Source organism: Rhodococcus sp. JCM 9793 (genome assembly GCF_055380405.1).
The window spans coordinates 5,915,487-5,927,790 of sequence record NZ_AP043721.1 but is presented as its reverse complement, the minus strand read 5'-3'; the positions used below and the strand labels follow the sequence as shown (position 1 = coordinate 5,927,790).

Annotated in this window: 12 protein-coding genes; 8 read left to right on the top strand and 4 right to left on the bottom strand. The window is 65.9% G+C overall.

The window, feature by feature from the left end; genetic code table 11:
- Positions 1–30 precede the first annotated feature (30 nt).
- Together ACZ46K_RS29565 and ACZ46K_RS29560 are read right to left on the bottom strand one after the other, a co-directional pair.
- On the bottom strand, positions 31–1,179 hold the full coding sequence (locus ACZ46K_RS29565) for an NADH:flavin oxidoreductase (RefSeq protein WP_464746275.1): 1,149 nt from the start codon (positions 1,177–1,179) through the stop codon (positions 31–33).
- Positions 1,176–2,090 carry an LLM class F420-dependent oxidoreductase gene (locus tag ACZ46K_RS29560; protein WP_054805827.1) on the bottom strand — a complete coding sequence of 305 codons (915 nt, stop codon included), beginning with the start codon at positions 2,088–2,090 and terminating at the stop codon, positions 1,176–1,178. Before ACZ46K_RS29560 ends, ACZ46K_RS29565 begins: the two co-directional genes overlap by 4 nt.
- A 315-nt stretch (positions 2,091–2,405) precedes the next feature.
- Here ACZ46K_RS29560 and ACZ46K_RS29555 point away from each other — a divergent pair, with 315 nt between their 5' ends.
- The 7 genes from ACZ46K_RS29555 to ACZ46K_RS29525 all read left to right on the top strand — a co-directional run bounded on the left by ACZ46K_RS29555 (position 2,406) and on the right by ACZ46K_RS29525 (position 9,908).
- Positions 2,406–3,320, top strand: a complete 915-nt coding sequence (locus ACZ46K_RS29555) for an IclR family transcriptional regulator (RefSeq protein ID WP_464749503.1) — start codon at positions 2,406–2,408, stop codon at positions 3,318–3,320.
- A gap of 67 nt (positions 3,321–3,387) precedes the next feature.
- On the top strand, positions 3,388–4,254 hold the full coding sequence (locus ACZ46K_RS29550; protein WP_464746273.1) for an alpha/beta fold hydrolase: 867 nt from the start codon (positions 3,388–3,390) through the stop codon (positions 4,252–4,254).
- Between the two features lie 177 nt (positions 4,255–4,431).
- A complete protein-coding gene (locus ACZ46K_RS29545; protein ID WP_054809537.1) occupies positions 4,432–5,610 on the top strand; it encodes an acyl-CoA dehydrogenase family protein in 1,179 nt (392 codons plus the stop codon).
- A gap of 38 nt (positions 5,611–5,648) precedes the next feature.
- Entirely contained in the window at positions 5,649–6,569 is a 921-nt protein-coding gene (gene bphC / locus ACZ46K_RS29540) for a biphenyl-2,3-diol 1,2-dioxygenase (protein ID WP_054804958.1), read from the top strand.
- 106 nt (positions 6,570–6,675) lie between these two features.
- Entirely contained in the window at positions 6,676–7,842 is a 1,167-nt protein-coding gene (gene hsaA / locus ACZ46K_RS29535) for a 3-hydroxy-9,10-secoandrosta-1,3,5(10)-triene-9,17-dione monooxygenase oxygenase subunit (protein WP_054804959.1), read from the top strand.
- Between the two features lie 117 nt (positions 7,843–7,959).
- Complete coding sequence (locus tag ACZ46K_RS29530; RefSeq protein ID WP_054804960.1) at positions 7,960–8,439, top strand: nuclear transport factor 2 family protein; 480 nt, start codon at positions 7,960–7,962, stop codon at positions 8,437–8,439.
- 2 nt (positions 8,440–8,441) lie between these two features.
- Positions 8,442–9,908, top strand: coding sequence for an FAD-dependent oxidoreductase (locus tag ACZ46K_RS29525; RefSeq protein ID WP_464746270.1), 1,467 nt, complete (start codon positions 8,442–8,444; stop codon positions 9,906–9,908).
- Positions 9,909–9,953: 45 nt separating this feature from the next.
- On the opposite strand, the gene ACZ46K_RS29520 is transcribed toward ACZ46K_RS29525, so the two are convergent.
- Positions 9,954–10,457, bottom strand: a complete 504-nt coding sequence (locus tag ACZ46K_RS29520) for a flavin reductase family protein (RefSeq protein ID WP_464746268.1) — start codon at positions 10,455–10,457, stop codon at positions 9,954–9,956.
- Positions 10,458–10,712: 255 nt separating this feature from the next.
- Between ACZ46K_RS29520 and ACZ46K_RS29515 the strand changes: the two genes are divergently transcribed.
- On the top strand, positions 10,713–11,327 hold the full coding sequence (locus ACZ46K_RS29515) for a TetR/AcrR family transcriptional regulator (RefSeq protein WP_054804982.1): 615 nt from the start codon (positions 10,713–10,715) through the stop codon (positions 11,325–11,327).
- A gap of 81 nt (positions 11,328–11,408) precedes the next feature.
- Here the strand turns inward: ACZ46K_RS29515 and ACZ46K_RS29510 are convergent, their stop codons facing one another.
- The gene (locus ACZ46K_RS29510; RefSeq protein ID WP_054804963.1) at positions 11,409–12,254 is read right to left on the bottom strand and encodes a TauD/TfdA dioxygenase family protein; all 846 of its coding nucleotides are present in this window, start codon (positions 12,252–12,254) and stop codon (positions 11,409–11,411) included.
- Positions 12,255–12,304 lie beyond the last annotated feature (50 nt).

Below are 12,304 nucleotides of genomic sequence, written 5' to 3'. Positions count from 1 at the left end.
ATCCAGCGACAGCGCTGTCGCGTGCGGGATTCAGATGAGGTCGGTTGCGTGCGCCGCCCGGTCGAATTCCGGAAGGTCGGATCCCTCCCGGAGCGTGGTCGCCAGCGTGGGATCGGCAAGGTGGAGCCGGCCGATGGCGGCGAGGTCGAACTCGTCGGCGGAAAGTCTGCGTTCGAGTTCGGGAATGTTGTCCTCGGCGGGAGCCGAACCGGCGGCCATGCTCTCCCGCAGGCTCGCTCCGATGCCGACACTGCCGACGGCCATCGACGTCACGCCGGTCAGTTTCTTGGCCCACCCCGCCAGCGACAGGTCGCTGCCGTCGAAGACGGGTGCGTCGAACCGGCGGATGCTCGCATCGAAGACGTCGACGCCGGCGTCGACGAGCGCGGTGAGGATGGTCTTCAGCTCGTCGGGGGACTGTGCGATCTGCGCGGTGTAGTCCTGCTGCTTGTGCTGGGAGAAGCGGAAGAAGATCGGTGCGTCGTCGCCGATTGCGTTTCGGATCGACGCTACGACAGCGCTGGGGTAGCGGGTGCGTCGCTCGAGATCGCCACCCCATTCGTCGTCACGCTGGTTGGTGGAGTCCCACAGGAACGAGTCGAGCAGGTAGCCGTGACCGCCGTGCAGGGCGATGCCGTCGAACCCGACCTCACGGGCGTTTCGGGCCGCCTGCGTGTAGGCGGTGATGGTGTCGGCGATGTCCTCGTCGGTCATGGCGCGACACGGTTGCGTTGCCTGCGCGACGTAGTCCTCGGAGTAGGAGGTCACGCCGGGCTTGCCCCAGACGCCGGACGGTTTCATCGGGGTGAGCGCGGGATCGACGTCGCCGTGGGTCATTGCGCCCCAGAGGGGGCCCACGTGCCACAGCTGGGGGATGATCCGGCCGCCCTCGGCGTGGACCGCGTCGACCACGCGTTGCCAGCCCTCGAGTGCGTCGTCGCCGTACATACGGGGGACGAGCGGGTTGTCCACGGCCGTCGCATGTTCGATGGCCGTACCTTCGGTGATGATCAGTCCGGTGCCGCCTGCGGCGCGTCGTCGGTAGTACTCGGCGACATCTGCTCCGGGTACTCCGCCGGGGGAGTGCGAACGCGTCATCGGCGACATCACGATGCGGTTGGGCAGCTCGAGCGACCGAATCGACAGGGGCCGGAACAAAGGGGACAGTGTGCGGGTCATTGGCGCGGTGTGCTTTCGTCGTTGTCGGACAGAGGCGGTGGAGGTTCGAACGACGCGCCGACCTCGAGTGCTCGATCGCGCAACGCGTGCAGCTGGTCGCAGTAGTGCTCGACCCCGGTGGCCATGATGGGGGTGCTCACGATGGTCGCTCCCGCATCTGCGCGCCGCTCGAGCGCGCGCAGGACTGCGTCGGGTGAACCGAGCGGGTCGAGGGGCCGGGCAGTGGGGAGTACGACCTCGAAACCATTGGGGAGGTCTGCTTTTCGCAGCATCGTCTCGATCTGTTCCAACGTGAGACCGAACGGTATCCAGCCGTCGCCGAGTGTGGTGGCACGTCGCAGGGAACGCGGTGTGCGTCCACCGATCCAGAAAGGAACGTGCTGTTGCACGGCGTGCGGCTGGACGTAGAGGTCCGCGAAATCGTAGTAGGTGCCGTGGAACTCGGGGGATGCTGTCGACATGCAGGCGCGCAATGCGGCGAGGGCCTCGTCGGCGCGTGCACCGCGGTCGGCGAACGGCGCCCCGAGGAGGGTGAATTCCTCTTCGAGGGTTCCGACTCCCAGTCCGAGGACGAGCCGGCCGCCACTGACGGTGTCGAGAGTGCCGTAGCGTTTCGCGATTTCCAAGGGGTGGTGGTAGCCGAGGACGAGGACGCGCGTGTTCAAACGGATGCGCGACGTGCGTGCGGCGAGATACCCGAAGGTCGACAGCGGGTCCCAGTAGATACCGCCGCGTTCGGCCGCGATGTCTGTCGGGACGGCGACGTGTTCGCTGCAGGTCAGATGGTGGTAGCCGAGTTCGTCGGCGGTCTCCGCGACTCGCGCGAGTTCCGTGATCCCGGCGTCGCGCTCCCACTCCGCCTGAGAGGCGGGGTGTCCGATAACGACGGGTGATGTGATTCCTATGTACATCCGATCGATCACCTCATACCGAAACGGGCGTGCCGAGCAACGGCAGCGGGGGTGCGGACACAGGGTTGCCTACTGAAGTGTGTACTCGGCGGTGGGCGACGGTTCACGTGGTCTCCTGCTCAGTGGGATGCGTGGGCTCTCGGTGTTCCGGCAGCGTGTCCGGTGAGTGGGCGCGCGAAGCTCTCGGGTCCGTACTTGTGTTATCGGGTTCTGATTGTGATACTGGTCTCGGTGGCCACAAGAATGAATTTCAGTTTTGCCTGTTTCTCCAGGCAGAGCGAAGGTTGAGAGGACAGGCCGATGGTCGAATCCACGATGGCATCCACGATGGTCGAACCCGCAGCGACTCGGACTGCACCCGCGCAGATCACGTCGGAGACGAAGCATGAGCTTCCGGCGTCGATGGTCGAGCGCATGACACTGATCCTCGACGCCTTCGCCGGCGCCGGTTCCCGCCTGACGCTCGAAGAAGTGGCGTGCCGCACGGGCTTGCCCCGATCGACGGCCCACCGCATCCTCGACCAGATGGTCCGCCTCGAATGGGTCGACCACGCGTCGTTCGGCTACTGCCTCGGCCGCCGAGCGAAGTCTCTCGGCGCAAGCGACAACGGTCAGAGCCGTATCCGAGAAGCGGCGGCACCCCTCCTCCACGAACTCCACCTGCAGACCGGAATGGTCGCCCACCTCGCTGTTCTCGATCGGGGTGACTGTCTCTACCTCGACAAGATCGGCGGCCAGCTCGCCGCGACCCTGACCTCCCGCGTCGGTGGCCGCGTGCCCGCGTACCTCACCGCGTGCGGCAAGGCGATTCTCGCCGGGCTGGAACCCGAGATGGTCGACGCCTTCTACGGCCCCCACCTCGTCCGCCGCACCGAGCGCTCGATTGCCGAACTCGCCACGCTGCACCAGGAGCTGGGACGAATTCGGCAGCGTCACGGACTGGCCTTCGAAACGGGCGAAGCCATGAACAGCATGGCGTGTGTCGGAGCTGCGGTGCGCAGTCCCGAAGGCCCGGTCGCCGGCATCTCCCTGTGCGGGCCCGCCCGCCCCGGCCATCTCGAACGTGTCGCACCACTGGTCGCCGACGCCGCCCGCGACATCTCCCGCATCCTCCACCCTGAACTCGGCACTCCGCGGCGGGGTCGTCGCGCCTTTGCCGAACCTGCGCAGTCGTGGTCGCCGCAGGCGATGGAACGCCTGGTCGCGACGCAATCCGGGCAGTGGATGTAGGCGAAAGTGTCTCGATGAACGGGAGCGTTCGCACATCGTGAGCGGTATCACTGGGAGCCTCGACGGTATGACGACGGAATTGACCCACGAGGGCACTGCGAGGGAACTGAACACCGATCGCGGAGTCCTCCGCTACCACGAGGCCGGCGAAGGCCCGCCCCTGCTGCTGCTCCACGGCTCCGGCCCCGGGGTGACGGGATGGCGGAACTATCGCGGTGTCCTGGCGGATCTCGCGGAGCACTACCGGTGCCTCGTCCTCGAGTTCCCTGGGTTCGGCGTCAGCGACCCGTGCGAAGGCCATCCCATGGCGATGGCCCAGTTCGCGGTTGCGGATTTCCTCGACGGACTCGGTCTTTCGCAGGTCGCGACGATCGGCAACTCGATGGGCGGCATCGTCGCGACCCAGTTCGCGATCGGGTCGCCCGAGCGGGTGAGCAAGCTCGTCACCATCGGTGGCGCCGGCCGTTCGGTGTTCGCGCCGTCGCCCGGTGAGGGCATCCGGCTGCTCATGGAGTTCACCGACGACCCGACGCGCGAGAAGCTCGTCCGCTGGTTGCATTCGATGGTCTACGACCCCGCGATCGTCACCGAGGAGCTGATCGAGGAACGCTGGGCGCTGGCGACCGAGGCGAAGACCCTCGAGATCGCCCGTCGTATGTACAGCACCGAGGCGTTCGCGGCGAGTGGCCGCGCTGCTGCTGCGTCGACCGCAACACCGTACTGGGCGCAACTCCACAAGATCACCGCTCCCACGCTGCTCACCTGGGGTCGCGACGACCGGGTCAGCCCCGTCGACATGGCGATGCTGCCGATGCGTGAACTGCGTCGTGGTGAGCTGCACGTGTTCCCGAACTGCGGTCATTGGACGATGATCGAGGCGCGCGAAGCATGGCTGGCCACAGTACTGGCATTCCTGAAGCGGGACGATTCCTGATCCGGCCCGTCCTGCGGGAGCGATCGGTTCGGAGCGCTCCCACTGAGCGGAAGACCCGGGCACAGTGCCCGCGATGTGCACCAACGTAGAAGCAGTTCGCAGGTCGAGACGGTAGCGGCCTGACATCACCGTCGCCCGGACGATGTCCGGACACCACATCAGAAAGCTGGAGAGAAAATGGGACAGGTTCTCGACTCCATCTCGCCGTTCGCCGACGAGATCCGCGCCGACGGCGCCGAAGGCGACCAGCTCATGCGCCTGACCGACCGCACTGCCAAGCGGCTCGAGGATTCCGGGGTCATCCGGATGCTGCAACCCAAGGAGTTCGGCGGGCTCGAGGCGCATCCGCGCGAATTCGCTGAAACCGCAATGGCCCTCGGCGCAATGGACGGCGCGACCGGCTGGGTCAGCGGCATCGTCGGTGTGCACCCGTGGGAGATGGCTTTCTTCGATCCCAAGGCGCAGCAGGAGGTCTGGGGCGAGAATCCCGACACCTGGATCGCGTCCCCGTACGCGCCGATGGGTGTCGCGACTCCGGTGGACGGTGGCTACATCCTCAACGGCCGCTGGTCGTTCTCGTCGGGCACCGACCATTGCCAGTGGGTCATGATCGGCGCCGCAATCGGCGACAAGGACGGCAAGCGTCTGAACCCGCCGCAGGCCCTGCACGTGCTGGTCCCGCGGTCGGACTACGAGATCGACCAGGACAGCTGGAACGTCGTCGGCCTGCGTGGCACGGGTTCGAAGGACCTGATCGTCAAGGACGCCTTCCTGCCCGAGTACCGCACGTTGTCGGCCGCACGCGTGATGGGTGGTGTCGCATGGAAGGACGCCGGCCGTGACGAGACGCTCTACAAGTTCCCGTTCTCGTGCATCTTCCCGCTCGGCATCACGTCGTCGCTGGTCGGTATCGCTCAAGGTGCGCTCGACTGCTACATCGAGACCCAGCGTGAGCGTGTCACCATCTCCGGTTCCGCGATCAAGCAGGACCCCTACGTGCTGTCGGCGCTCGGTGACGCAGCGGCCGAGATCGCGGCGTCGCGCGCAGCACTGCTCGAGACCGTCGACCGGTTCTGGGACATGACCGAGAAGGGCCAGGAGGTCACCTTCGAGCAACGGGCGATCGGCCGCCGGACCCAGACCGCCGCTGCGTGGCGTGCAGTGCGCGCCGTCGACGAGATCTTCTCCCGTGCGGGTGGCGGAGCCCTCCAGCTGACGAATCCGTTGCAGCGCTTCTGGCGTGACGCACATGCGGGCCTCAGCCACGCTATCCACGTTCCCGGTTCGATCTTCCATGCGGCAACCCTCACTCAGCTCGGTGGTGAGCCCGAGGGCGCCATGCGCGGAATGATCTAGCACCTCCTGAATCCTCTACTGCGAAGGAATATTCGAACATGACGGATATCCGGGCCCTGGGCTATCTCAGGATCCAGACCACGGACATTGCTCGGTGGCGCGAACTCGTCGTCGACGGGCTCGGCATGGCTGTCGGCAGCGGGCCAGAGGAAGACGGCCTCTACCTGCGCATCGACGAGCGTCGCGCACGACTGATCGTGCTTCCCGGTGACACCGACAAGGCGCTCGCCATCGGCTGGGAGGTGCGCGATCAGTTCGCACTGCAGCGCGTGCGCGAAGCTGTCGAGAAGGCCGGCATCGAGGTGCAGCTGCTGTCGGAGGACGAGGCCCTCTACCGTGATGCGGAACAGGTCATCGCGTTCGACGACCCGGCGGGAACTCGCATCGAGGTGTTCTTCGGAGCGGTCCTCGACCACAGCCCGATCGTGACCCCGCACGGCGGCCGCTTCCACACCGGTGAGGAAGGACTCGGCCACGTCGTCCTGCCCATCGCGAATTTCGACGCGGAGTACGCCTTCTACACCGAGGTACTCGGATTCCTGCCGCGCGGTGCCATCCGCGTCGGCGGACCGAACGCGAAGCCGCCGTACCGCCGCGTGCGGTTCCTCGGCGTCAACCGTCGTCACCACAGCCTCGCGATGTGCCCGGCACCTCCCGGCGACGAGCCGGGTCTCGTGCACCTGATGCTCGAGGTCGACACTCTCGATGCCGTCGGACAGGCGCTCGATCGTGTCCGGAAGCTGGGCTTCTCGATCTCGTCGACCCTGGGCAGGCACACGAACGACAAGATGGTGTCGTTCTATGTGCGCGCACCGGGCGGATGGGACCTCGAGTTCGGAACCGAAGGCATGCTCGTCGACGAGACCTTCTACACCGCAGAAGAGATCACCGCCGACAGCTACTGGGGACACGACTGGTCCGAGTCCGAACCGCTTGCAGCGTTCACTCCCCGTAAGTGAAGTGGCACTGTACGTGACACAAGACCGGTACTGACGAAACACCGAACGATGCCACGTCCGCTGTGCGGCGTGGCATCGTTGCTTCCAGCGACCCGAGGAGTTCGAGATGGCCGACGACGTACTGGCGGCCGTGCGCGCACTGCTACCGGATATTGCCGAGCAGGCCGCGACGATCGATGAGACCCGTCGCGTACCCGACACCGTGGTCGACGCACTCGCGTCTGCCGGTGTTTTCCGGATGTTGCAGCCGCGTCGCTACGGCGGTACCGAGACTGCACCGGTCCGGTTCTACGAGGTGGTGCGGGCCATCTCCGGAGTGTGCGGCTCGACGGGGTGGGTCGCGTCGGTACTCGGCGTACACCCGTGGCATCTCGCACTGTTCGACGATCATGCCCAGCACGACGTGTGGGGCGACGATACGTCGACCCTCGTGAGTTCGGCATACGCGCCGGTCGGCCGGTTGATACCGGTGGAGGGCGGCTACGAACTCTCCGGCACCTGGATGTTCTCCTCGGGGTGCGAATACGCTTCGTGGGCGCTGCTCGGCGCGGTGGTGACCGGGTCGGAAGGCCGGCCCGTGGACTTCATGACCGTGCTCGTGCCGCGCACGGACTATGCGATCCGCGACGTGTGGAACGTGGTCGGGATGCGCGGCACGGCCAGCAACGAGATCGTCGTCGACCACGTGTTCGTGCCGGAGTACCGGGTCAAGAGCAACTTCGAGACCTCGAACCTGCGGGGTCCCGGGCGGAAGGTCAATACCGGTCCGCTGTACCGACTTCCGTTCGGTTCGCTGTTCGGGACGACGGTGAGCATGCCCATCGTCGGAGTGGTCGAGGGCTGCTACGAGCACTACCTGGCAGCAATGCACGAGCGTGTCCGGTTGAGCCTGGGCGGTGGACGATTCGTCGACGATCCGTTTGCACAGACGTCTGTCGCGCGTGCCGCATCGGAGATCGATGCCGCGATCCTGCAGACCACACGCAACATCGAGGAGCTCTGGGAGTGCGCGGTGGCGGGACGGGAGATCCCGATGATGCTGCGTGCGCGCGCCCGGCGCGACCAGGTACGGGCGACCGAACGCGCCGTCGAGGCGATCGACCTGTTGTTCAAGACGGCAGGTGGCTCGTCGCTGTTCCTGGGGAACATCGTCGAACGTGCCTGGCGCGACGCCCACGCGGGGAGCGTGCACGTCGCCAACGAGCCCGAACGTGCACTGGCCCAGTACGGGCGGGCTGCATTCGGACTACCCGTCGAGGACAATCTGCTCTGAGTGTGTTCCCGATCACCGGGATGGGCCGCTGTGGCCGGGCCCTGTTCTCCTAGCGTCCGATCAAGCCCCGCTGTCGATCTGCGCACCCGGCCGGTGTGCGCCCGAAGGAGTACGACAATGTCCGACCCGGTAGCACTCGTCGAAAAGCTCGCGAATCGAGTCGCGATACTCGAAGACACCCTCGCGATCCAGCAATTGATCACCACGTACGGGCCGGCGGTCGACAGCGGTTCGGCAGAAGCGGTGGGTGCACTGTGGACGGAGGACGGCGTCTATCGCGGAGACTTCGGCGAATACAACGGACGCGACGAGATCACGGCGATGGTGCGCTCGGACGCGCACCAGACGTTGATCAACGGCGGGTGCGGACATCTGATGGACCCGTTGAACATTCGGATCGACGGTGACACCGCAGTCGTCACCTGTCACTCGCAGCTGATCGTCAATGGCAGCAAAGGATTCCGTGTCGCTCGTGTGACCGCGAATCGGTGGGAGCTCGTACGGCAGGGCAGCAGGTGGCAAGTCCGTCTGCGCGTCGCGCGTGCGCTCGACGGTGACGCCGACGCCAGGGAACTACTGGCAGCGGGGGTGAGCTGATCATGGCCGGCACGGATATCAGGCCCATACCGGCCGAAGGCATCGAACACTGGGACCACGAAGCCGACGTCGTCATTGCGGGATTCGGCATTGCCGGTGTCGCCGCGGCGATCGGGGCGGCCGAGAGCGGAGCCGATGTCCTCGTGCTCGAACGCACCGGCGGCGGGGGAGGAGCCGCGGCGCTGTCCGGCGGCATCGTCTACCTCGGCGGCGGGACACGCCTGCAGAAGGCGTGCGGCATCGACGACACCCCCGAGAACATGAAGACGTTCCTGGCAGCGGCCCTCGGGCCCGGCGTCGACGAACAGAAGCTCGACGCGTACTGCGACGGAAGTGTCGCGCACTTCGAATGGCTCGAGGCGTGCGGTGTGCCCTACAAGGACGCGTTCTGGAACCAGCCCGGCTGGGAGATCCCGAACGATGACTCACTGATGTACAGCGGCGGCGAGAACGCGGCACCGTTCTCGACGCTCGTGGACCCCGCGCCGCGCGGACATCTCGCGCAGGTGCCGATGCCCCGCAAGGGTGAGCAGGGCGCCGGCCACGTCCTGATGACGACGCTCATCGCGAAGGCCGGGGAACTCGGCGTCCGCATCGAAACGGATGTGCGGATGCAGCGTCTCGTCACCGACACCGACGGCAGGGTCGTGGGACTCGTGACGACCCGATTCGGCAAGCAGGTCGCTGTCCGTGCCCGCAAGGGTGTCATCCTCGCGACCGGGTCGTTCGCATACAACGACGAAATGATGCAGGCGTACGCGCCGCGTTTGTACAAACGGCCCGCGGCCACGGTCGAGGAGCACGACGGTCGCGGGATCCTCGTTGCACAGGCACTGGGCGCGGGTCTCGCGCACATGGATGCGTGCGAGGTCGCGTTCTTCTGCGACCCGCAGCTGATGGCCCGCGGGATTCTGGTCAACGGTCGTGGCCAGCGGTACGTCCAGGAAGACACCTACCCGGGCCGGATCGGCCAGCTCACACTGTTCGAGAACGACAACCAGGCCTTCCTCGTCATCGACCAGAAGTCGTACGAGGAGGGGATGGCGGCACCGAGTTCGAGCCCGCAACTCAAGCGTCAGCCGACGTGGGTGTGCGAGACGGTCGACGAACTCGAATCCGAGATGGGCCTTCCCTCAGGGTCGCTCACCTCGACGGTGGCGGAATACAACCGGCATGCCGCCGAGGGGTCGGATCCGGTACTGGGTAAGAAGCCCGAATGGGTCGCGCCGATCGGCTCGCCTGTCGCGGCGATCGACCTCCGCGGAAACACGGGAGGGTTCACCCTCGGTGGTCTGCGGACCACGGTGGACTCCGAGGTTCTCCACGTCGACGGCACCCCGATCCCGGGTCTGTATGCGGCGGGGCGCTGCACGTCTGGGCTGTCCGCCTTCGGGTATTGCAGTGGTATCTCACTCGGTGACGGCAGTTTCTTCGGCCGCAAGGCGGGCATACACGCAGCGACGTCGTAGTACCCGGGCGTGTGGGGCCGTCGGATCACGGCCCCACACGCACTGTCAGTTCCGGAGGCCGAACGCTCCCCGGTAGAACACCATCGGCCGGTCGTCGTCGAAGCATTCGAGTTCCAGGACCCGACCGATCACGACGTCGTGGTCGCCGGCGGTATGCACATCGTGGACCTCGCAGTGTGCGCGCATGAGGACACCCGGAAGCGACGGGGTGTCCCACCGCGACAACTCCCAGTCGAGACCGTCGAACTTCGTGCCGCGCGACGATCCGAAGCGCCCGCACAGATCGGACTGTTCTTCCCCGAGGACGTTGATGGAGAATCGTCCTGTCGGGCGGATCCGCGGCCAAGCGCGACCCCGGTGGTCGGCGCAGAACAGGATCAGCGGCGGCTCGAGCGATACCGACGTGAACGACTGGCAGGCGAAGCCGACCGGGCCGTCCTCGTCGATGCCGGTGACGATGGTGACTCCCGTGGCGAAGCGGCCCATTGCGTTGCGCATGTCCGTGGGTGTGGGGAACTCGGGTTCCGGTGCGAGAACTTGCGTCCGCATCTGGGGGTGCATGCGTCTCAACTCCGATTCGGTCGGGTCGCCTCGGATCGGCGACGTTCGCGTGCCACGAGCGTATGGACGACTCGACCCGTCACCGATCCGGATTCTCGCTCAGTGGACGAATTCGCAGGACTGCGGGAAGTACTGATTCGGACGGCACTTCATCTCACTGGATGGGAGCAGGCAGACGGGATGAGAGCCGACGACCTGTTGATGGGACAATTGTTGGCATCTGTCACGGAAGGAGAGGCGTCGATGCCCAGAATCGGGGTGGCGCGAGACGGCGCCGAACCGACGTCGGCCGAGCAGCGCGACCGGCACGAACGCATTCTCGACGCGGCGGCTCACCTCGCGACGGAGTTCGACCTGCCGCGGGTGCAGATGACCGAGGTCGCGAAGCGGGCCGGTGTCGCGATCGGCACGCTGTATCGTTATTTCCCGTCGAAGACTCACCTGTTCGTGGGGGTGATGCTCGATCGGCTCGAGCGGTTCAGCGGATACACACCGGTCAGCGACCCCGATGTGCCGGTGCAGGATGCGATCTGTGACGCATTGATCGGGATGACCCGTGAAATGGTCGCGTACCCGTCGCTCGCGTTGGCAATGCTGCAGTCCAACAGCACCGCGGTGGCGTCCGCGGTGCCCGACACGGTCAAGATCGAGGCGACGTTCCAGGAGATTCTGCTGACCACCGCCGGTATCGCCGATCCGACCGAGGGTGACAAGGACCTGTTGCGGTTGATGTCGATGCTCTGGTTCGGGGTGATCACTGCGTTCCTCAACGGCAGGTCGACCACCGCAGAGGCGGAGGCGGACATCCGGCGCAGCTGCGATCTGCTGCTCGTCGAACTGAGCCCTCGCTCGAACTGAGCCCGATCGAGGTGAGTTCCGGATGTCCGCCCATGTGGCTCCGGCGGTATCGAGCGTGATACTGCTGGTGGCCTTCTCGGCCTATCGGACTGGATCGGCTGCAGCAGTTCGCGCGGGATCGGCGAGCGCCGGGATCAGCGGCTGACCTTCGACCTCGATCCGATGAATCGTTCGCGGTGCCGACCCGTAATCGGTGATGGCGTAGTGCAGGACGAAATGGTTGTCCCACACCGCGATATCGCCTTCGGACCACCGCCACCGGCACACTGCCTCGGGGGCGGTGCTCGTCCGGTAGAGGTGAGCGAGCACGGCCTCGCTCTCCGCGTCGTCGAGTTCGACGATGCGGTGCGTGAACGTCGGCGAGACGAACAGTGCGCGCCGACCGGTGATCGGATGCTGATGTACCAGCGGGTGTGTTGCGCCCGCCGGTCCCGACGGTAGACCATGCTCGACGGTCAGCGGCTCGAGGAACCGTTTCATCGGTTCCGACAGCCGGTCGTAGGCGTCGAATTGGCTTGCCCACATCGTGTCTCCACCGACCTCGGGCACCACCTGCATGTGGAGAATCGAGTACCGCGGCGGGGTCGGTGCCCAACTGACGTCGGCGTGCCATTTGTCCGCTCGCGTGCCGAAGCCGTTCTCCGTCGAGAGGACGCTGATCTCTGGATAGCCGTCGTTCTTCAGCGTGGGGAGGTAGTCGGGTGGGAAGCGGATCTCGCCCAACTGCCGAGCCAGCGTCCGGTGTCCCTCGCATCCGAGCGTCTGGCCGGTGAACACGACGACGCCTCGGTCCGCGAGGACTTCTCGCACTTCGTCGATGGTGTCTGCATCGAGTGGGTCGTGTAGATCGATGCCGCGGATCTCCGCGCCGACGTGACCCGCCAGCGGTCGGACGACGAATCTCCTCTGTGCAGTCGGTGTACTCATGAACGTCTCCCCTCATATACAACAAGTGTTTTAAAGACAAACACATGATT

Excerpts from the sequence above, each read along its gene's own strand:
- ACZ46K_RS29530 (WP_054804960.1), top strand. The coding sequence starts at position 7,960 with ATGTCCGACCCGGTAGCACTCGTCGAAAAGCTCGCGAATCGAGTCGCG.
- ACZ46K_RS29515 (WP_054804982.1), top strand. The coding sequence starts at position 10,713 with ATGCCCAGAATCGGGGTGGCGCGAGACGGCGCCGAACCGACGTCGGCC.
- ACZ46K_RS29520 (WP_464746268.1), bottom strand. The coding sequence starts at position 10,457 with ATGCGGACGCAAGTTCTCGCACCGGAACCCGAGTTCCCCACACCCACG.
- ACZ46K_RS29525 (WP_464746270.1), top strand. The coding sequence starts at position 8,442 with ATGGCCGGCACGGATATCAGGCCCATACCGGCCGAAGGCATCGAACAC.
- ACZ46K_RS29555 (WP_464749503.1), top strand. The coding sequence starts at position 2,406 with ATGGCATCCACGATGGTCGAACCCGCAGCGACTCGGACTGCACCCGCG.
- ACZ46K_RS29565 (WP_464746275.1), bottom strand. The coding sequence starts at position 1,179 with ATGACCCGCACACTGTCCCCTTTGTTCCGGCCCCTGTCGATTCGGTCG.
- hsaA (WP_054804959.1), top strand. The coding sequence starts at position 6,676 with ATGGCCGACGACGTACTGGCGGCCGTGCGCGCACTGCTACCGGATATT.
- ACZ46K_RS29510 (WP_054804963.1), bottom strand. The coding sequence starts at position 12,254 with ATGAGTACACCGACTGCACAGAGGAGATTCGTCGTCCGACCGCTGGCG.
- ACZ46K_RS29550 (WP_464746273.1), top strand. The coding sequence starts at position 3,388 with ATGACGACGGAATTGACCCACGAGGGCACTGCGAGGGAACTGAACACC.
- ACZ46K_RS29545 (WP_054809537.1), top strand. The coding sequence starts at position 4,432 with ATGGGACAGGTTCTCGACTCCATCTCGCCGTTCGCCGACGAGATCCGC.
- bphC (WP_054804958.1), top strand. The coding sequence starts at position 5,649 with ATGACGGATATCCGGGCCCTGGGCTATCTCAGGATCCAGACCACGGAC.
- ACZ46K_RS29560 (WP_054805827.1), bottom strand. The coding sequence starts at position 2,090 with ATGTACATAGGAATCACATCACCCGTCGTTATCGGACACCCCGCCTCT.